Here is an 18,746-nt window from a genome sequence, read left to right as displayed (position 1 = left end):
CCCCTGGCCGGATGTCCGTCCCGGTCCAACCCGCTGACCTCCCATCGTCTTTCGCAAGCAGGAGAGAAGAAGTCCCATGGCTGAAGTTCTCGTCTACGTCGACCACGTGGACGGCGCCGTCCGCAAGCCCACCCTGGAACTGCTGACGCTGGCCCGCCGCATCGGCGAGCCCGTCGCCGTCGCCCTCGGTGCCGGAGCGGAGGCCACCGCCCCGGCGCTCGCCGAGCACGGCGCGGTCAGGGTCCTCACCGCCGACGCCCCCGAGTTCACCGACTACCTGGTCGTCCCGAAGGTCGACGCGCTCCAGGCCGCCTACGACGCCGTCTCCCCGGCCGCCGTGCTCGTGCCCTCCTCCGCCGAGGGCAAGGAGATCGCCGCCCGCCTCGCGCTCCGCATCGGCGGCGGCATCATCACCGACGCCGTCGACCTCGAAGCCGGTGACGAGGGCCCGGTGGCCACGCAGTCCGCGTTCGCCGCCTCCTTCTCCACCAAGTCCCGCGTCTCCACGGGCACCCCGGTCATCACGGTCAAGCCGAACTCGGCCGCCGTGGAAGCCGCTCCGGCCGCGGGCGCCGTCGAGGCCCTCACCGTCAGCTTCTCCGAGAAGGCCACCGGCACCAAGGTCACCGCGCGCACCCCGCGTGAGGCCACCGGCCGCCCCGAGCTGACCGAGGCCGCGATCGTGGTCTCCGGCGGCCGTGGCGTCAACGGCGCCGACAACTTCTCGATCATCGAAGGCCTCGCGGACTCCCTCGGCGCGGCCGTGGGCGCCTCCCGCGCCGCGGTCGACGCCGGTTGGTACCCGCACTCCAACCAGGTCGGCCAGACCGGCAAGTCGGTCTCGCCGCAGCTCTACATCGCCTCCGGCATCTCCGGCGCCATCCAGCACCGCGCCGGCATGCAGACCTCCAAGACGATCGTGGCGATCAACAAGGACGCCGAGGCCCCGATCTTCGACCTCGTCGACTACGGCGTCGTCGGCGACCTCTTCGAGGTCGTCCCCCAGCTCACCGAGGAGATCAAGACCCGCAAGGGCTGAGGTCTCCGAGGTACCGGGTGCACGAGGCCCTCGCGACCGTCTTCGACGCGGTCGCGGGGGCCTCTGCTCATCCCAACAGGGTGTTGACCGGCGGGAAGGTCCCCGGATAACTTCGTTCTACGGATTGTTGATTCCGTACTGCGGAAAACAGGAGGGTATGGAATGGGTCAGGGTCAGCAGGAGAAGGTGGCGACCAGCCTCGCGGGCACCGTCAGCGAGGAGATCAGCGCCTCCCTCGCCCCGGTCGACGCCGACCTGGAGCGCCGCTACCCCGGAGACCCGGGCACCCGTCAGCCCGTCCACACCGTGTACGTACCCGGGGACGCGTTCGCCGCCGACACCCTCCGCTCCTGGGGCGACCGGGCCCTCGCCGCCCTCGACGAGCACGCCCCCGACGCCGCTTCCTTCGCCGCCGTCCTCGGCCTCGCCGACGACCTCGCGCAACCCGTGTACGACCGCGTCAGGGCCAAGCTGGAGCGCGAACCGATCGAGGACCTGCGCGTCGACTTCGAGGACGGCTACGGCCCCCGCCCGGACGCCGAGGAGGACGAGGCGGCGGCGCGCGCCGCCCGGCTGATCGCCGGGGCGTACGAGAACGGCACGGCGGCCCCGTACATGGGCATCCGCATGAAGTGCATGGAGGCCCCGGTCCGCGACCGCGGCATCCGCACCCTCGACATCTTCCTCACCGGCCTGCTGGAGGCCGGCGGTCTGCCCGAGGGACTCGTCCTGACCCTGCCGAAGGTGACGTACGCCGAGCAGGTCACCGCGATGGTCCGGCTCCTGGAGGAGTTCGAGAAGGCGCGCGGTCTCGAGCCCGGGCGGATCGGCTTCGAGATCCAGATCGAGACCAGCCAGTCCATCCTCGCCGCCGACGGCACCGCGACTGTCGCCCGCATGATCCAGGCCGCCGACGGCCGCGCCACGGGCCTGCACTACGGCACCTTCGACTACAGCGCCTGCCTCGGCGTCAGCGCCGCTTACCAGGCCAGCGACCACCCCGCCGCCGACCACGCCAAGGCGATCATGCAGGTGGCCGCCGCGGGCACCGGAGTGCGCGTCTGCGACGGCTCCACCAACGTTCTGCCGGTCGGCCCGACGGAGAACGTCCACGACGCCTGGCGACTGCACTACGGCCTCACCCGCCGCGCCCTGGCCCGCGCCTACTACCAGGGCTGGGACATGCACCCCGGACACATCCCGACCCGCTACGCGGCCGTCTTCGCCTTCTACCGCGAGGGCTTCGAGCAGGCCGCCGCCCGCCTGTCCCGTTACGCCAACCAGGCCGGCGGCGACGTCATGGACGAGCCCGCCACCGCCAAGGCCCTCAGCGGCTACCTGCTGCGCGGCCTGGACTGCGGCGCCCTCGACATCGCCGAGGTGACGGGGCTGACGCGGGCCGACCTGGAGGGGTTCGCGGCCCCGAGGCGGGGAGACCTGACCATCTCCGCGAAGTAGGGGCGACGGGCCCGCCGTTGAGAGACGTGCGCTCCCGCCACAGCGCACCCTGTGGCTCAGCCCTGTCACGCCCGCCCCGTACTGTGTAGCCCACGCATGGGTGGCTCACAGAACGGGGCGGACGTGTCATCGGGGGAGAACCAACAGGCCGACGGAACAGGCCGGTTGCTGGCCGGCCGCTACCGAGTGCTGGCCCAACTGGGCCGTGGCGGCATGGGTGTTGTCTGGTGCGCCCGGGACGAGGTCCTGGGCCGTGAGGTCGCCGTCAAGGAGTTGCGCACCTACACGGACGCCGCCGGCCCCGAACTCGCCGACCTGAGCCGGCGGATGCAGCGCGAGGCCCGCGCGGCGGCCCGGGTACGCCATCCCGGAGTCGTGGCCGTGCACGACGTGGCGGAGGTCGACGGACGCCCGCTCATCGTCATGGAACTGGTGGACGGCCCCTCCCTGGACGACGTCCTGCGCGAGCGGGGCACCCTTGACCCCCGAGAAGCGGCCTCCATCGGCGCCAAGGTCATGGACGCGCTGGCCGCGGCCCACCGCGCGGGTGTCCTGCACCGCGACGTCAAGCCGGGCAACATCCTTCTCGACCGCTCGGGCCGCGTCGTCCTCACCGACTTCGGCATCGCCACCATGGAGGACCCGGGCGACGGCTCGGCCACCCACCTGACCCGCAGCGGCGAACTGGTCGGCTCCCTCGACTACTTGGCACCCGAGCGGGCCCAGGGCGACGACCCGGGCCCCGCCTCGGACGTCTGGGCCCTCGGCGCGACGTTGTACGCGGCCGTGGAGGGAGCGTCTCCCTTCCGCCGTACGTCGACGTGGTCCACGCTCACCGCGATCGTGGCCGAGCCGCTGCCGGAACCCGTGCGCGCCGGGCCGCTGGGCCCCGTACTGCGGCAGCTCATGCACAAGCATCCGGAGGCCCGCCCGGACGCGGACCGGGCCCGGGAGCTTCTGGAGGAGGTCGCGGGAGGCCCCGAGGGGGACTCCGTGACGACGGGCCTGAGGATGCCGGAGCCGCGCCCGCGCGAGACGACGGTGCTGAGCGTCCCCTCGATACCGCCTGGGTTCGGACCGCCGGAACCCGTCCCTGCGGCACCACCGGGATTCGGACCGCCGGAACCCGTCGCCACGGCGCCCCCTGCCGCTGTCGTTCCGTCTCCCGCACCTCGCCGCCGCAGAGGGCGCGCCCTTCTCGCCGCCGCTGCCGTCACCGTCGTCCTCGCGGCGACCGGCGTGACCGTCGCGCTGCTGAACAGCCTGGGCGAAGCCGAAGCCGACGCCGCGGCCGGGGCGTCGCCGTCCCGGACCGACGGCGCGACCCCCTCCGACGGAGCCAGCCGCGGCGAGGTCGACCTCTCGGACGACTCCAGGCCGAGCGAGCAGGGCGACAAGAAGTCCAAGACCCCGGAGCGGCAGCCCACTCACACAGGCGAGACGACTCCGCGCCCCTCGAAGACACTCGTCAACGGCGGTGGTACGGGCGGGACATCGGGCGGAGGAACGGGAGGCTCCACCGACGGCGGTACGACAGGGGGCGGTTCGAGCACCGCTCCCACCCCCGACGCTCCCGTCGCCCCGGTGTGCGACTCCATCGGCGGCGGCAAGTACAACTGCCAGGTCTGGCGCACCGCCAAGTCCTACACCGCCTCCGGCGCCGAGGCCGGCGTCCTCAACGCGGGCACCAACTACTTCTACTGCCAGCAGAATCTGGGCCGCCGGGAGACCTACGGCGAGTGGACCAACGTCTGGTGGGCCAGGACCGACGACGACAGCGGCAACACGGGCGTCTTCGTCAGCGTCGTCTACGTCCAGGGCGGCGACAACGACTCACCGGTGCCCGGACTCCCCGTCTGCTGAGACCGTACGTACTTCTCCAGACCGGAAGCCATCACGCGCCCCTCCTCCGCGAACAGCCGGGTGCCCCGCGCGCAGAGTGCTCCGTCGAGTCGCGCGCGGGCGCAGAACTCCTGAGGCGTGTCCCCGAACAGCTCGCGCAGGCGCGGTGAGCCGGCGAGCAGCGAGGTGAGCAGCGGAAGCTCGCCCGGATGGCCGAGCGGCGTCCCGGCGCCGTCATGAAGGACACCTCGGCGGTTGACGTAGACGTATGCGCCGGGGAGGAGTTGGCCGGACTCCAGCTCGAACCGGAAGTCGTCCGCGGGCAGCAGGACGCGGTCGTAGGCGCCGGTCGGTGTTGGGACTCCCTCGCTGGCGTCGACGACCGCGAGCTGGGCCGCGTCGAGCCAGGTGACGAACAACTCGCTGACGGTTCCCGGCGCTTGGAAGGGCGACGCGGACACGTATCCCATCAGGCTCACATGGCCGGAGACGCCGACGCCCACGCCGGTGACCCTCGCCCTCACCAGGGGGATGGGGGAGGACACCGCGTGCTCCGCCATCTTGTGCCGGAGCTGGGCGGGGCAGGCGTTTGAACCCACGGCGACGACGGGGACGCGGTCCTCGTACACCAGGCGCTCCAGGGGCAACAGGCGGTCCCCGTCCAGGAGTCCGGACTCCTGGGGCCACTTTCCCGGATAGCTCAGCGGATGGTCGCGTGGCGCCTCGGCGAGTCCGAGCGCTTCGAGCGTACGAGGGTCGGGGCGGCCCATCGCTCAGTCCGCGGGCGGCAGTTCCCCCGAGCCGCGGGTGATCAGCCGGGTCGGGAGCTGGATCCGTTCCGGCGTGAGGAGAGTGCCGTCGAGCTGGCGGAAGAGGCGTTCGGCGGCGGTACGGCCGAGGGCGGCGGCGTCCTGGGCGACGACGGTGACGCCGGGCTGGAGCAGGTCGGCGAGTTCGATGTCGTCGAAGCCGACCAGGGCGACGGGGCGGCCGCGTTCGGCGATGACGCGGACCACCGTGACGGTCACGCGGTTGTTGCCGGCGAAGACCGCTGTGACGGGGGAGTCGCCGGAGAGCATGTCCTCGGCCGCCTTGCGCACCCGCTGCGGGTCGGTGACGCCAAGAGACATCCATGCGTCCTCGACCGTTGTGCCCGCGTCCTCCATCGCGGCGCGGTAGCCGCGCAGTCGCTCGGCGGCCGTGTGGATGCGGGGCATGTCGCCGATGAAACCGATCCGGCGGTGGCCGTGGGCGATGAGATGGGCGACGCCGTCGCGGGCCCCGCCGAAGCTGTCGGACAGTACGACGTCGGCATCGATCTGTCCGGCCGGGCGGTCCACGAACACCGTGGCGACGCCCGCCTTTATCTCGGGCTCCAGATAGCGGTGGTCGTCACCGGCCGGAATCACCACGAGACCGTCCACGCGGCGCGCGCACAGCGCGAGGACCAACTCCTGCTCGCGGTCCGGGTCCTCGGCGCTCGAGCCGTTGATCAGCAGCGCGCCATGGGCGCGGGCGACCTCTTCGACCGCCCGGCTCAGGGGCCCGTAGAACGGGTCCGCGAGGTCCTCCAGGACGAGGCCGATGCTCGCGGTGCTGCCCTTGCGCAACACCCGCGCGCTGTCGTTGCGGCGGAAGCCCAGCGCGTCGATGGCCTCCTGGACACGGCGCTCGGTGTCCGGGGTGACCCCCGGCTCGCCGTTGACCACACGCGAGACCGTCTTCAGACCGACCCCCGCACGCGCCGCGACGTCCTTCATGGTGGGACGATTGCCGTAGCGGTTCTCGGATCGACGAGCGGGCTCTGCCACGATGCGCTGTCCTGTCCTGTCGTCCATGGGATGTGCCGGTCCATGAGAATGGTCCATCGGGATGCACAGGTCCATGGGTTTGTATGAGGATGTGGCGTCGAGCATAGAGCCTGGACAACGTTGTCAGATGCGGGAGACACTGTCCACCGCATTCTCCGGCCTGCGTCTTCCCCCAGAGGCGTCTCGCACCGCCGTGTTTCCGGCCGGAAACCCGGATCCGCAGCGCGGCGGGTCCGTTTCCACACCGCCCATGGGAGATCTGACACTGATGCACACCGACCTCGTGGCCGCGCTCGATATCGGCGGCACCAAGATCGCCGGAGCGCTGGTGGACGGCCACGGCCGGATTCTCCTCCGCGCGCAGCGTGCGACGCCCGCGCAGGAGGACGGCGACACCGTGATGGGGGCCGTTGAGGACGTGATCGGCGAGCTGACGTTCTCCCCGCTGTGGGGCAGGGCGGGCGCCGTCGGCATCGGCAGCGCGGGACCCGTGGACGCCTCCGAGGGCACGGTGAGCCCGGTGAACGTGCCGGGCTGGCGTGGCTATCCCCTGGTCGAGCGGGTGCGCAGGGCCACCGCGGGGCTGCCCGTCGAGCTGATCGGCGACGGTGTGGCCATCACGGCGGCCGAGCACTGGCAGGGTGCGGCGCGCGGCCACGACAACGCGCTCTGCATGGTCGTGTCGACGGGGGTCGGCGGCGGGCTGGTGCTGGACGGCAAGCTGCACCCCGGGCCCACCGGCAACGCGGGCCACATCGGCCACATCAGCGTGGACCTCGACGGCGACCTGTGCCCCTGCGGATCCCGCGGTTGCGTCGAGCGCATCGCCAGTGGCCCGAACATCGCGCGCCGTGCGCTGGAGGGCGGCTGGCAGCCCGGCCCGGACGGCGACACCTCGGCGGCCGCGGTGGCCGCCGCCGCCCGCACGGGCGACCCCGTCGCCATCGCCTCCTTCGAGCGCGCGGCGCAGGCACTCGCGGCGGGTATCGCGGCGACCGCGACCCTCGTGGAGATCGACATCGCCGTCGTCGGCGGGGGAGTGGGCAAGGCGGGCGACGTCCTCTTCACGCCGCTGCGCAAGGCACTGGCCGACTACGCGACGCTGTCCTTCGTCCAGCGCCTGACCGTGGCGCCCGCGCTGATGGGCACGGACGCCGGTCTGGTAGGCGCGGCGGCGGCCGCGCTCACCCGCAGGGCGAACACGACCGCCGCCGGAGTCGCCGGCTGACCTGGTAACGGGCGGGCGCCGCGTCAGCAGGCCAACTGCGCGTCCGCCCAGTCGCCGTGGTCCGAGGTGATCCCGTCACCGCCGTCGGTGACGACGAGCCGCACCACCTGGGCGCCAGTCACGTCGGCCGAAATCGCCTGCGCGGCCTGGGAGTTGGTGAGTACGCCCGTGGAGGCCACCTTGGTGCCGTCCGCCCAGATCTCGAACGCGACAGAGCCGTCGGCGCCCTCCTCGTCGTCGACACCCACCTGTGCGGTGACGGTCTCGCACGCCTTGCCGGTGTAGTACTCGACGCTGCTCTCGGCGTGTACGCCCAGCCCGTCGGCCCACACGACACCACCGACGGTCAGCGGATTGCCGTCACCCGCCTCGTTCTCCCCGTTGCTCGTATTGCGCTCAACAGGCCCCCAGCCGTTGGTCGTCGACAGCCAAGGAAGGTCCCCGAGGGAGGAGACGCCCGAGGGCGGTGCCACGACCACGGACGCGGTCAGCGGCAGCACGCTTTCGGCGCGCACTCCGGTGGGCGAACGGTAGGTCGCCTTCAGCTTCAGATCGTACGAGCCCGCGGCCGTGCCGTCGGGAGCGGTGACCTTCCAGGACGTACGCAGTGAACGGCCCGTCGGCAGCGAGTTCACGGTGGCCGGTGAAGTCGCCCTGACCGCCCAGCCCTTGGGCCCGCTCAACTGCACGGAGACCTGCTTCGCGGCCGTGCGGCCGAGGTCGGTGACCGTGGACGTCAGCGTGACCTTCTTGCCGGCCTCGGTCAACAGGCTCCCGTCCAGGCCGAGTTCGACGGCGGGCGGGTTCTTGGCCCACCTGGTGTCGGTCGCGACGCGCACGAGCACCGTGCCGTGCGCGGGAACGGTGGCCGAGATGGTGCCTGCGGTGTTGTAGCTCCTGTGCTGCCACAGATCGCGCAGGGTGTAGGCGCCCGCGTCGGGCAGCCCCACGGCCTGCGCGGTGGTGGCGACGCGCTGTGCGCTGCCGGTCTCGTTGAAGAGCGCCACCGTCCGGCTGCCGTCCCGCATCTCCTTGGCGACGACCCAGCGCCCGCCCTCGGAGGAGAGCACCTTGCCCTGTTCGCCGAGCGGGTCCTGGTCGACCGCGATGACCTCCCTGTTGCCCAGGATGTCGAAGGTCTCGTCGGAGGCCCGGCGCAGGTCGGAGCCGATGAGGAGAGGGGCGGCCATGATCGACCACATGGAGAAGTGCGAGCGGTACTCGGTGTCGGTCATGCCGCCGTTGCCGACCTCCAGCATGTCCGGGTCGTTCCATTGTCCGGGTCCGGCGTACTCGTCGAGTGGCAGGTTCTGCTTGAGGATCGACAGCATCGAGCCCCAGCTGTCACTGATGTCGCCGGTCGTACGCCACAGGTGTCCGACCTCCGACGCCCATTCCCACGGCTTGTTCTCGCCCCACTCGCAGATGCTGTAGACGATCGGGCGGCCCGTCGTCCGGGAGGCCGCCTGGAGGGCGTCACGCATGGTCGTGTAGCGGGAAAGGGCGTCCACGCCCTGGTTGTTGCAGTTGTCGTACTTGAGGTAGTCGACACCCCAGTCCGCGAACTGCTGGGCGTCGCTGTACTCGTGGCCGAGCGCGCCCGGGAATCCCGCGTCGTTGCACGTCTTCGTGCCGGCGCTGGTGTAGATGCCGAGCTTCAGCCCCTTGGAGTGGACGTAGTCGGCAACCGCGCTGATCCCGTTGGGGAATCGGGCGGGGTCGGGTACCAGTTTGCCGTTCGCGTCGCGGGACGGCAGGGCCCAGCAGTCGTCCAGGTTGACGTACTGGTACCCGGCGTCCTTGAGCCCCTTCTCGACGAAGATGTCGGCGATCCCCTTGACCATGTCCTCGTTGAACTCGGCGCGGCAGTGCGTGGAGTTCCAGTTGTTGAAGCCCATGGGCGGGGTGAGGGCGAGGCCGTCGTCCACGGCCGGGGAGACATCCTCGGCGGCGGCGAGATTCTCGGTGGGGGCGGCCAGGGCCGGCGCGGCGAGGCCGACCGTACACAGGAGTCCTGCGGCGAGTGCTCCGACCACTCTTCGGCGGGCTGTGCGGGTGTGAAGGTGACGCATCGTTACGTTCCTCCGAGCTCGCGAAAGGTGGGATGACGTCATGCTCGCGTCATCTCTGTGCGATTACGGTAGGACCTGTCGGACTCTGTTGGAAGAGGTGTGCCACGACCCGGTTCAGGCAGGCGTGGTTGTTCGATACCTTGCCAGAACCCTTGAGGAAGACCTGATTTGGGCATGACATCGAACGCCGCCGCGTTTGTTTGTGTGGGTTGGCGTGCCGAGGAGAGGGTGCTGCGGTCGCCGTTGGAGCGGTTTGTCGCCGACAGCTGTGCGAAGGGACATCGGATGTCCCCGCGAACCCAAAGTGGCCTTCCTGCTCGGCCGGGTGCACCCGGCCGAGCAGGAGGACCGTCATGCCCGCCTGTTCCGGTTCTTGTCGCGCACCTTCACCGCGGGTCCGGCACCCGGCTCGACGAAGGCTTGATCATCCCCTTTCACTCGCAGCCGACGCCGTCCCCGTCGCGGTCGAGGTGGCTCCCGTAGCCGGGGTCGCCCACGCGTACGGGAGCGGCTCCCGCGGCACGGGCGGCGTCGCAGTTCTGGAAGAACACGTCGTCGCTCCCGCCGCCGGTGTCGTCACTCCCGCCGCCGCCCCCGCTGGTGTCGTCCGCCGCGGCGGCTTGCGCGGTGACGGTCGTTCGCACGGTCGTCGTCGCGCGGACCGTCACGGTGGCGGCGGGCTCCGCGACGGCGGTCTCCGTCGCGGTGGCGGTGGCGGTCGCTGTGGCGGTGACCGTGGCGGTCGGGCGGGTGCTGGCCTCCACCGGCTCCTTGTTGTCTCCGTCGCTGCCCGCGCCTATGCCGATGAGGAACGCGAAGGCGAGCGCGGGCAGGACGAGACGTTTGCGCGCCCAGCGCGGAGCGGTACGGGCCGGTGCGGTGGACGGTGGTGTGAATGGTGGGATCGGTGGTGGTGTGGGTCGGGGTGTGTACGGGTTGGTCATCTCATCCCCCCTGGGACGTTTCGAGGGGAATGACGGTAGTGCTGCGGATGTGCCCGATGGTGCGGAGATGGCTTTGCGTGACCGAGCCGTTACTGATCTCCGGCTTCGCAGTTGATCCGGGCATGAAGAAGCGAAGCATGCTTGCCATTGCCTCCCTGGCTGCCGGATTCGTCGTCGCGGCGGTCACGCCGTCCCACGCGGACACGGACGTACTCGACAACCTGGACGTCAACGACACGCTCAGCACCCTCGACCACACCGTCAGCAGCGACAGCCTGGCCATGGAAGAGGGCGCGCCGGGCCGGCACAGCTGAGGGGTTCGACCCGCGGCGCCGGTGTCCCAGGACGGGGCACCGGCGCCTTGCTGTCGGCTCCCTCATCAGGGGCTGGTTTCCGTGGCAGGGTGAAGCGGGCAAACCTCAGGGGGTCAACAGAAGAGGGGGAACCGTGATCGTCTGGATCAACGGCGCGTGCGGTGCGGGGAAGACCACCACCGCACGGGAACTGATCGAGCTGATCCCGAACAGCACGCTCTTCGACCCCGAGGTCATCGGTGGCACGCTCCCGCAGCTGCTTCCGCCCAAGCGCCTCGCCGAGGTCGGCGACTTCCAGGACCTGCCGATCTGGCGCCGTCTCGTGGTCGACACCGCGGCCGCGTTGCTCGCCGAACTCGGCGGAGTCCTCGTGGTCCCGATGACCCTGCTGCGCCAGGAGTACCGCGACGAGATCTTCGGTGGCCTCGCCGCGCGCCGGATCCCCGTACGGCATGTGCTTCTCGCCCCGGCGGAAACGATCCTGCGCGAGCGAATAGCCGGGCGCGAGGGCCCCCCGGACCTGCCGGACGGTGAGATGCGGGTGGCCAAGTGGGCCTTCGACCACATCGAGCCCTACCGCGCCGCGTTCGCCTCCTGGCTCACCGCCGACGCCCACCCGGTGGACACCAGCGCGCTCACTCCGTACGAGACCGCCCTGCGCATCGCCGAGGCCGTACGCACCGGGGACGCGCCCGTGTGCGAGATCGTGCAGACCCCCGAACCCACCGCGGAGACCGTCGCCGCGGGGGTTCTGCTCTTCGACGAGCAGGACCGTGTGCTGCTCGTCGACCCTACGTACAAGGCGGGCTGGGAGTTCCCCGGTGGCGTCGTCGAGCCCGGCGAGGCTCCCGCCCGGGCCGGCATCCGCGAGGTCGCCGAGGAGACCGGCCTGCTGCTGGAGGACGTACCCGCTCTCCTCGTCGTCGACTGGGAGCCGCCCGCGCCGCCCGGTTTCGGCGGACTGCGCCTGCTCTTCGACGGTGGCCAGCTCGACACCGCCGCGGTCCACCGCCTGCTGCTGCCCGGCCCCGAACTGCGCGACTGGCGTTTCGTCAGCGAACAGGAAGCGGCGGATCTCCTCCCGCCCGTGCGCTACGAGCGTCTGCGGTGGGCCCTGCGAGCCCGCGAGCGCGGGGCGGCGCTGTACCTGGAGGCAGGGGTTCCGGTCGGTTGACCGCCGTCACGTGTCATCGGTGGGTGGGGCATGGCCGAGCCGACGCGAATCCTTCGCCGGGAGGCGACTCCGAACCCCGGCAACCCGCACCTGGCGACGGCCGCAGGCAGACAGATCCAAGGGTGGACGACCGGCCGGGGATCGGCAGGTACCCCCTCAAGCGCCCGCATCGCTGCCACCCGCCCAGCCCGCGGCCACGCGAACGGCGTGGGCGGGCGACCGGCTCAGCCGGTCGCCCGCGTACTCAACTCGCCGCGTAGTTCCGCAGGAAGAGCGCCTCCGCGACCGAGAGACGCTCCAGCTCGTCCGGAGAGACGCCCTCGTTCGCCGCGTGGATCTGTGCCTCCGGCTCGCTCAGGCCGATCAGGAGGATCTCGGTCCGCGGGTACAGCGAGGCGAGGGTGTCGCAGAGCGGGATGGAGCCGCCCAGACCCGCGTACTGCATCTCCTTGCCGTCGTACGCGACCGACATCGCCTCGGACATCGCGGCGTACGCCGGGCTGGAGGTGTCGGCGCGGAACGGCTGTCCCCCGCCGATCTGTTCGGTGCTCACCCGCGCGCCCCACGGCGTGTGCGCCTCCAGGTGGGCCTGGAGCAGCTTGGTCGCCTCGTCAGTGTCCGCGCCCGGCGCCACCCGCAGGCTGACCAGCGCGCGGGCGCCCGCGTGCACGGAGGCGCTCGCGCCGACGACGGGCGGCACGTCGATGCCGAGGACGGTGACGGCCGGACGCGCCCAGATACGGTCGGCGACCGTGCCGGTACCGATGAGGTCCACACCGTCGAGCACTTTGGCGTCCTGCCGGAACAGCTCCTCGTCGTACTGGAGGCCCTCCCACGCGGCGTCGCCGGACAGTCCGTCGACCGTCGTCGAGCCGTCCTCGGCACGCAGCGAGTCCAGTACCCGGATCAGCGCCGCGAGCGCGTCCGGAGCCGCGCCGCCGAACTGCCCCGAGTGCAGGTTCCCTTCGAGAGTGTCGACCTGGACGCGTACGAGGGTCATACCGCGCAGCGTCGAGGTGACCGTCGGCAGACCGGCCCGGAAGTTGCCGGCGTCGCCGATGACGATGGTGTCGGCGGTCAGCAGCTCGGGGTGCTCCTCGGCATACCGCTGGAGACCGCCCGTGCCCTGCTCCTCGGAACCCTCGACGATCACCTTGACGTGCACGGGAACGCCGCCGTTCGCCTTGAGCGCGCGCAGCGCGAGGAGGTGCATCACGACACCGCCCTTGCAGTCGGCGCTGCCCCGCCCGTACCAGCGGCCGTCGCGCTCCGTCAGCTCGAACGGCGGCGACACCCAGGCGGCCTCGTCCAGCGGCGGCTGCACGTCGTAGTGCGCGTACAGCAGGACGGTCCTGGCGCCCTCGGGACCAGGCAGGTAGCCGTACACCGACTGCGTGCCGTCGGGGGTGTCGAGCAGTGCCACGTCCTGGAAACCCTCGGCGCGCAGTGCGCCGGCGACCCAGTTCGCGGCGCCCTCGCTCTCGCTCTTCGGGTACTGGTCGAAGTCCGCCACCGACTTGAAGGCCACCAGCTCGGTGAGCTCCGCCTTCGCCCTGGGCATCAGGGAGGCGACGGTCTCGGCCACCGAGTTCGACGACATGGGCACGCTCCTTGTGGGTGCGACGTTGTACTTCTGTGTACGAGTGATCGTGCGGTGTGTAAGCGTCTCCCGATACGGAGAGCGCCTACGCCGCCGATCCTCCCACAGTGGCCTGCGGCGATGGCCACCGTAGGATGCGGTTGACACGTGCGGCAGACGGCTGGACTGGGAGCAATAGACCATCGTGAGCAGCGAGAACTCTTCGGCGGACGACGGGCAGCGGGTGTGGGACGTCGTCGTGGTGGGCGCGGGGCCCGCGGGCGCCTCGGCCGCCTATGCGGCAGCGGTCGCGGGACGCAGCGTCCTGCTGCTGGAGAAGGCGGAGCTGCCGCGTTACAAAACGTGCGGCGGCGGGATCATCGGCCCCTCGCGCGATTCCCTGCCGCCCGGTTTCGACCTGCCGCTCCGGGACCGGGTGCACGCGGTCACCTTCTCGCTGGACGGGAAGTTCACGCGCACCCGGCGCTCCAAGCAGATGCTGTTCGGGCTGATCAACCGTCCCGAGTTCGACCAGCAACTGGTCGAGTACGCGCAGAAGGCGGGCGCCGAACTGCGTACGGGCGCCACGGTCTCCCGCGTCGAACAGCACGGTTCGGCCGTCCCGGACCGGCGTACGGTCGCCGTTGTCCTCCAGGGCGGTGAGGCCGTCCTCGCGCGGGCGGTCGTCGGCGCGGACGGCAGCGCGAGCCGCATAGGAGCGCATGTCGGGGTGAAGGTCGACCAGGTCGATCTCGGCCTGGAGGCGGAGATCCCGGTGCCGGAGACGGTCGCCGAGGACTGGGCCGGACGCGTCCTCATCGACTGGGGTCCGATGCCCGGCAGTTACGGCTGGGTGTTCCCCAAGGGCGACACGCTCACCGTCGGGGTGATCTCCGCGCGCGGTGAAGGCGCCGCCACCAAGCGGTACTTGGAGGACTTCATCGCCCGGCTCGGGCTCGCCGGATTCGAACCGAGCATCTCCTCCGGCCACTTGACCCGCTGCCGTGCCGACGACTCCCCGCTGTCGCGCGGCCGGGTGCTGGTGTGCGGGGACGCGGCCGGGCTCCTCGAACCCTGGACCCGCGAAGGCATCTCCTTCGCACTGCGCTCCGGGCGGCTCGCGGGGGAGTGGGCGGTCCGGATCGCCGAGGCGCACGACGCGGTCGACACCCGGCGCCAGGCGTTGAACTACGCCTTCGCGATCAAGGCGGGACTCGGTGTCGAGATGAGTGTCGGCAAGCGGATGCTCGCGGCCTTCGAGCGCCGTCCGGGCGTGCTCCACGCGGTGATCACGGGCTTCAGGCCGGCGTGGAGTGCCTTCGCAGGGATCACCCGCGGCTCGACCTCGCTCGGTGAGGTCGTCCGCTCCCGGCCGATCATCGGACGCGCCCTGAACGCGCTCGACCGGTAGGGACCGGCCCGGCGGGGACACGGCTCGGCCGTGACGCCCCGGCCGGGGGTCACGGCTTGACGGTGATCCGGAACACCGGGTGCTTGGGCGCGGCGGCGAGAAGTTCCTCGTCGCTGGAGTTCACGTTGACGTCGCCGAAGAAGCGGCCCACCTCCCAGCCCCACTTCTTGAGGTAGGTGCGCAGGACCACCGGCTTCTCCGCGTCGGGCAGTTCGACCGCGGTGAACTCCCGGGTCCTGCGCCCGACCCGGAGCCGGCCGCCACCGGCCGCCCGCACGTTGCGCACCCATTCGGAGTGGCCGCGCGCCGAGATGAGATAGGGACCGCCTTCGTACGGGAGCGGGTTGACGGGGACCTTCCGCCACTCGCCGCTCTTGCGGCCCTTGACCGAGAGTTCGGCGGTTCCCAGGAGGCTGACGCCGCGCCGGGCGAGCCAGCCGACGACGCCGTTCATGGCCTTGTCGAAGGGCTTGGGCTTGACGTAGTGGGCCGACGGCATGGTTCCTCCTGAGATTTGGAGAGCACTGCTCTCGCTTGAGAGCAGTCTGCGTGAGATCGGTGATCCAAAGCAAGAGCACTGCTCTCGGTTTTGTGCGGCGCTCTCGTTTTGGTGCACTGCTCGCGTTGGGGGACGCCACCTTTGCTGCCGGGTGTGCGATGTGCGGTGTACGGCGCTCGATGCTCGGCACTCGCGCGGAAGCACCGCTCCGCTCTCGGAGCACCGCTCTCCTTTGTGTGCACTGCTCTGGAAACGTGACACACTGCGCCGCATGAGTACCGCACGAGGGGCACGCGCCCGCGCCAGGATCGAGGTCACCGCGGCGATCAAGGACGAGGCCCGCCGACAGCTCGCGGCGGAAGGCGCCGCCAAGCTCTCGCTGCGAGCCGTGGCCCGCGAGCTCGGCATGGTCTCTTCCGCGCTCTACCGCTATTTCCCCAGCCGCGACGACCTGTTGACCGCACTCATCATCGACGCGTACGACTCCCTTGGCGAGAGCACGGAGTCGGCGCACGCGGGAGTCGCCGACGCCGCGCCCCGCGAGCGCTGGAACACGGTCTGTGCGGCGGCGCGCCACTGGGCGCTCGATCATCCGCACGAGTACGCGCTCATCTACGGGTCGCCCGTGCCCGGATACTCCGCGCCGGAGACGACGATCCCGGCGGCGTCCCGCGTGGGTCTGCTCCTGATCGGCATCGTCCGTGACGCCCACCAGGGCAAGGGTGTCGCCCGCCCGCGCCTGCCCGCCGATCTGAAGGCCGAGGCCAAGCGCATGGCCGCCGACCTCTCGCCCGACCTCCCGCCCGAGGTCGTCACCGCGCTCGTGGCCGCCTGGGCGCAGCTCTACGGGCTGATCGGTTTCGAACTGTTCGGCCAGTTCAACCGGGTCGTGGAGGACCGCGAAGCGTTCTTCCGGCATGCGGCGGACCAGCTGGCCCACGGTGTGGGCCTCGTGTTCCCGCAGGTCACCGGTACGGCGAGCAAGGGCCCGGGCGGCTCCGGGGTCTGACGGAGCACCCCTGCGGGTCTGGCGCGTCCAGGAGGCGGTGCGGCCACTTGCCGCTGCCTCGGTACTCCCTGGGGAGTACGAGTGATCACCTCGCCCGGCTGACGCCGCGAGCGACCCGGCGCGTCTAGCGTGACCGTCATGGAAGAGCAGCGCACTCCCGGGCCCTCCGCATCGGGGGGCCCACCCCCGTGGTGGCGGCACGGGCCGTCGGGGTGGCAGGGGCCGCCCGGATGGCACCGTGGGGACGACCAGGAGCGCCGTGCCCGCCGGCCGTGGCGCTCCACGCTGCTGCTGACCGTCTTCGTGTTCGTCGGCTCCAGCTTCGCGAGCCAGGCCCAGGAGGGCGAGCGCGCCGCCCTGGACCTCTTCGCACGGGCGCTGCTGTTCGTGGGGTGCGGTCTTTTGCTGTGGCGGCAGCGGTACCCGGTGCCTGTCGCCTTCGGCACCGCCGCGGCCGCCATGCTCTACCTGGGCGCCGGATATCCGTACGGACCGGTCTTCCTCACCGTCGCCCTGGGCTGTTTCAGCGCGATCGTCACCGGGCACCGCAGAGCCGCCTGGGCGGCCGTCGGGATGCTCTGGGCCGGACATGTGCTGGTGGCGCACTGGCTCTACCGCTGGCTTCCGCCGTCGGGGGACACGCCCGCGGCCTGGGGGCAGGAAGTGGTGGTCGCCACCTGGATCGTGGCGATCGTGGCGCTGTCCGAGCTGGTCCGGGTACGCCGCGAGCAGTGGGCCCGCGACCGTACCGAGAGGGCACAGGCCGCCAAACGTCGCGCGGACGAGGAGCGGCTGCGGATGGCGCGCGAGCTCCACGACGTCCTGGCGCACAGCATCTCCGTGATCAACGTGCAGGCGGGTGTGGGTCTCGCGCTGCTCGACTCCGACCCGGAGCAGGCGCGCACGGCGCTCACCACGATCAAGGCGGCGAGCAAGGAGGCGCTCGGTGAGGTCCGTCAGGTGCTCGACACGCTGCGTGCGCCGGGGGAGGCGCCGCGCGCTCCGGCACCCGGGCTCGACCGGCTCTCCGAACTCGTCGAACAGGCGGCGGGCGCGGGTCTGACGGTCGAGATGCGGGGAACTGCCCCGAAGCTTCCGCCGGGCACCGACCTGGCGGCCTTCCGCATCATCCAGGAGGCACTCACCAATGTCGTACGGCATTCGGGATCGCGGCACGCACGTGTGCTGGTCGAGCGGGCGGAGGGCGCGCTGAGGCTGCGTATCGACGACGACGGGCCGGCGACCGGCGAGGACGCGGGCGGCAGCGGCAACGGGCTGGCCGGTATGCGGGAGCGGGCCGCGGCGCTGGGTGGCACGATCGAGGCGGGCCCGCGTGACGACGGCGGGTTCCGCGTGCTGGCCGTACTGCCGCTGAAGGTCAAGGAGGACCGGTGATCCGCGTACTTCTCGCCGACGACCAGTTGTTGGTCAGGGCCGGCTTCAAGGCACTCCTCGACGCGCAGCCGGACATCGAGGTGGCCGGCGAGGCGGCCGACGGCGAGGAGGCGCTGCGGCAGGTGCGTGAACTGCGCCCCGACGTCGTCCTGATGGACATCCGGATGCCCCGGCTCGACGGCCTCGCCGCCACCCGCCGCGTCACGGACGACGCGGACCTCGCGGACGTCAAGGTGGTCATGCTCACCACCTTCGAGCTGGACGAGTACGTCTTCGAGGCGATCCGCTCGGGCGCCTCCGGATTCCTGGTCAAGGACACCGAACCTGAGGAACTCCTGCGCGCGGTACGGGCGGTGGTCGAGGGCGACGCGCTGCTCTCGCCCGGTGTGACCCGCCGGCTGATCTCCGAGTTCGCGGCCCGGTCGAAGGAGCCGACGGCGGTCGCCTCGCTCGCCGAACTCACCGAGCGGGAAAGGGAGGTGATGGCCCTGGTCGGTATCGGTCTGTCAAATGACGAGATCGCGCGGCGACTTGTGGTCAGCCCGCTCACGGCCAAGACCCATGTCAGCCGCACGATGGTCAAGCTGGGCGCCCGAGACCGGGCCCAACTGGTCGTGCTGGCCTACGAGTCGGGGCTGGTGCGGCCGGGCTGGCTCGGCTGACTCCCGTCCTCGCGGCCGAAGCGGAGCAGCACGCTGACCGTGCGCAGGACGAACAGGACGGCGGCAAGCAGGGTTCCCGACGCGAGCAGTGTCCTGTGGAGCGGGTCGGGGAGGTCGAAGAGCAGCGCCGGGCCGGACACGGCTCCGAACACCACGGCCGCCGCGAACGCCGCGCTGAACAGGGCGTATCCGATCTCGACGGTGATCGCGTCACGCTCGGCCCGACTCCGTCGCCCTCTTGTGGGCTCCATACGTCGAGTCAAGCAGGCGTGGGCCCGGCGGGGCAAGAAGCCCGCCGGGCCCACGCGT

Annotated in this window: 17 protein-coding genes; 10 read left to right on the top strand and 7 right to left on the bottom strand. The window is 71.2% G+C overall.

What is annotated here, in order from left to right; genetic code table 11:
* The first annotated feature begins 76 nt into the window (after nucleotides 1–76).
* The 3 genes from ACIBLC_RS08690 (at nucleotide 77) to ACIBLC_RS08680 (ending at nucleotide 4,360) form a co-directional block, all read left to right on the top strand.
* A complete protein-coding gene (locus tag ACIBLC_RS08690; protein ID WP_399210024.1) occupies nucleotides 77–1,039 on the top strand; it encodes an electron transfer flavoprotein subunit alpha/FixB family protein in 963 nt (320 codons plus the stop codon).
* Nucleotides 1,040–1,201: 162 nt separating this feature from the next.
* Nucleotides 1,202–2,497, top strand: a complete 1,296-nt coding sequence (locus tag ACIBLC_RS08685) for a DUF6986 family protein (protein ID WP_399210023.1) — start codon at nucleotides 1,202–1,204, stop codon at nucleotides 2,495–2,497.
* Between the two features lie 123 nt (nucleotides 2,498–2,620).
* Nucleotides 2,621–4,360, top strand: a complete 1,740-nt coding sequence (locus tag ACIBLC_RS08680) for a serine/threonine-protein kinase (RefSeq protein WP_399210438.1) — start codon at nucleotides 2,621–2,623, stop codon at nucleotides 4,358–4,360.
* Here ACIBLC_RS08680 and ACIBLC_RS08675 read toward each other — a convergent pair.
* Complete coding sequence (locus ACIBLC_RS08675) at nucleotides 4,306–5,109, bottom strand: hypothetical protein (RefSeq protein WP_399210022.1); 804 nt, start codon at nucleotides 5,107–5,109, stop codon at nucleotides 4,306–4,308. The two genes, ACIBLC_RS08680 and ACIBLC_RS08675, sit on opposite strands and share 55 nt — an antisense overlap.
* A 3-nt stretch (nucleotides 5,110–5,112) precedes the next feature.
* Nucleotides 5,113–6,177 carry a LacI family DNA-binding transcriptional regulator gene (locus ACIBLC_RS08670; protein WP_399210021.1) on the bottom strand — a complete coding sequence of 355 codons (1,065 nt, stop codon included), beginning with the start codon at nucleotides 6,175–6,177 and terminating at the stop codon, nucleotides 5,113–5,115.
* A 241-nt stretch (nucleotides 6,178–6,418) separates the two neighbouring features.
* Here ACIBLC_RS08670 and ACIBLC_RS08665 point away from each other — a divergent pair, with 241 nt between their 5' ends.
* The gene (locus ACIBLC_RS08665) at nucleotides 6,419–7,378 is read left to right on the top strand and encodes an ROK family protein (protein WP_399210437.1); all 960 of its coding nucleotides are present in this window, start codon (nucleotides 6,419–6,421) and stop codon (nucleotides 7,376–7,378) included.
* Nucleotides 7,379–7,401: 23 nt separating this feature from the next.
* Here ACIBLC_RS08665 and ACIBLC_RS08660 read toward each other — a convergent pair whose 3' ends face one another.
* Both ACIBLC_RS08660 and ACIBLC_RS08655 read right to left on the bottom strand, forming a co-directional pair.
* On the bottom strand, nucleotides 7,402–9,450 hold the full coding sequence (locus ACIBLC_RS08660) for an NPCBM/NEW2 domain-containing protein (protein ID WP_399210020.1): 2,049 nt from the start codon (nucleotides 9,448–9,450) through the stop codon (nucleotides 7,402–7,404).
* Nucleotides 9,451–9,884: 434 nt separating this feature from the next.
* Nucleotides 9,885–10,394: an excalibur calcium-binding domain-containing protein gene (locus tag ACIBLC_RS08655; RefSeq protein ID WP_399210019.1), complete on the bottom strand. Its 510-nt coding sequence runs from the start codon at nucleotides 10,392–10,394 to the stop codon at nucleotides 9,885–9,887.
* Between the two features lie 122 nt (nucleotides 10,395–10,516).
* Between ACIBLC_RS08655 and ACIBLC_RS08650 the strand changes: the two genes are divergently transcribed.
* Together ACIBLC_RS08650 and ACIBLC_RS08645 are read left to right on the top strand one after the other, a co-directional pair.
* The gene (locus ACIBLC_RS08650; RefSeq protein ID WP_399210436.1) at nucleotides 10,517–10,708 is read left to right on the top strand and encodes a hypothetical protein; all 192 of its coding nucleotides are present in this window, start codon (nucleotides 10,517–10,519) and stop codon (nucleotides 10,706–10,708) included.
* Between the two features lie 133 nt (nucleotides 10,709–10,841).
* Entirely contained in the window at nucleotides 10,842–11,882 is a 1,041-nt protein-coding gene (locus ACIBLC_RS08645; protein ID WP_399210018.1) for an NUDIX domain-containing protein, read from the top strand.
* A gap of 244 nt (nucleotides 11,883–12,126) precedes the next feature.
* Here the strand turns inward: ACIBLC_RS08645 and ACIBLC_RS08640 are convergent, their stop codons facing one another.
* Nucleotides 12,127–13,482 carry a dipeptidase gene (locus ACIBLC_RS08640; RefSeq protein ID WP_399210017.1) on the bottom strand — a complete coding sequence of 452 codons (1,356 nt, stop codon included), beginning with the start codon at nucleotides 13,480–13,482 and terminating at the stop codon, nucleotides 12,127–12,129.
* Between the two features lie 184 nt (nucleotides 13,483–13,666).
* Here ACIBLC_RS08640 and ACIBLC_RS08635 point away from each other — a divergent pair, with 184 nt between their 5' ends.
* Complete coding sequence (locus ACIBLC_RS08635; RefSeq protein ID WP_399210016.1) at nucleotides 13,667–14,872, top strand: geranylgeranyl reductase family protein; 1,206 nt, start codon at nucleotides 13,667–13,669, stop codon at nucleotides 14,870–14,872.
* Nucleotides 14,873–14,921: 49 nt separating this feature from the next.
* Here ACIBLC_RS08635 and ACIBLC_RS08630 read toward each other — a convergent pair whose 3' ends face one another.
* Nucleotides 14,922–15,371 (bottom strand): nitroreductase family deazaflavin-dependent oxidoreductase, encoded by a 450-nt coding sequence (locus tag ACIBLC_RS08630; protein ID WP_399210015.1) that lies wholly within the window; start codon nucleotides 15,369–15,371, stop codon nucleotides 14,922–14,924.
* Between the two features lie 271 nt (nucleotides 15,372–15,642).
* Here ACIBLC_RS08630 and ACIBLC_RS08625 point away from each other — a divergent pair, with 271 nt between their 5' ends.
* The 3 genes from ACIBLC_RS08625 to ACIBLC_RS08615 all read left to right on the top strand — a co-directional run bounded on the left by ACIBLC_RS08625 (nucleotide 15,643) and on the right by ACIBLC_RS08615 (nucleotide 18,437).
* Entirely contained in the window at nucleotides 15,643–16,380 is a 738-nt protein-coding gene (locus ACIBLC_RS08625) for a TetR/AcrR family transcriptional regulator (RefSeq protein WP_399210014.1), read from the top strand.
* A 138-nt stretch (nucleotides 16,381–16,518) separates the two neighbouring features.
* On the top strand, nucleotides 16,519–17,775 hold the full coding sequence (locus ACIBLC_RS08620) for a sensor histidine kinase (RefSeq protein WP_399210013.1): 1,257 nt from the start codon (nucleotides 16,519–16,521) through the stop codon (nucleotides 17,773–17,775).
* Nucleotides 17,772–18,437 (top strand): response regulator, encoded by a 666-nt coding sequence (locus ACIBLC_RS08615; protein ID WP_399210012.1) that lies wholly within the window; start codon nucleotides 17,772–17,774, stop codon nucleotides 18,435–18,437. The genes ACIBLC_RS08620 and ACIBLC_RS08615 overlap by 4 nt, the downstream gene beginning before the upstream one ends.
* Here the strand turns inward: ACIBLC_RS08615 and ACIBLC_RS08610 are convergent.
* On the bottom strand, nucleotides 18,398–18,688 hold the full coding sequence (locus ACIBLC_RS08610; RefSeq protein WP_399210011.1) for a DUF6332 family protein: 291 nt from the start codon (nucleotides 18,686–18,688) through the stop codon (nucleotides 18,398–18,400). The genes ACIBLC_RS08615 and ACIBLC_RS08610 overlap by 40 nt on opposite strands.
* Nucleotides 18,689–18,746: the final 58 nt, after the last annotated feature.

The organism is Streptomyces sp. NPDC050535 (genome assembly GCF_044457665.1).
Lineage (GTDB): Bacteria > Actinomycetota > Actinomycetes > Streptomycetales > Streptomycetaceae > Streptomyces.
The sequence above is the reverse complement of the archived record's forward strand: the minus strand, read 5'-3'. Positions and strand labels throughout refer to the sequence as shown.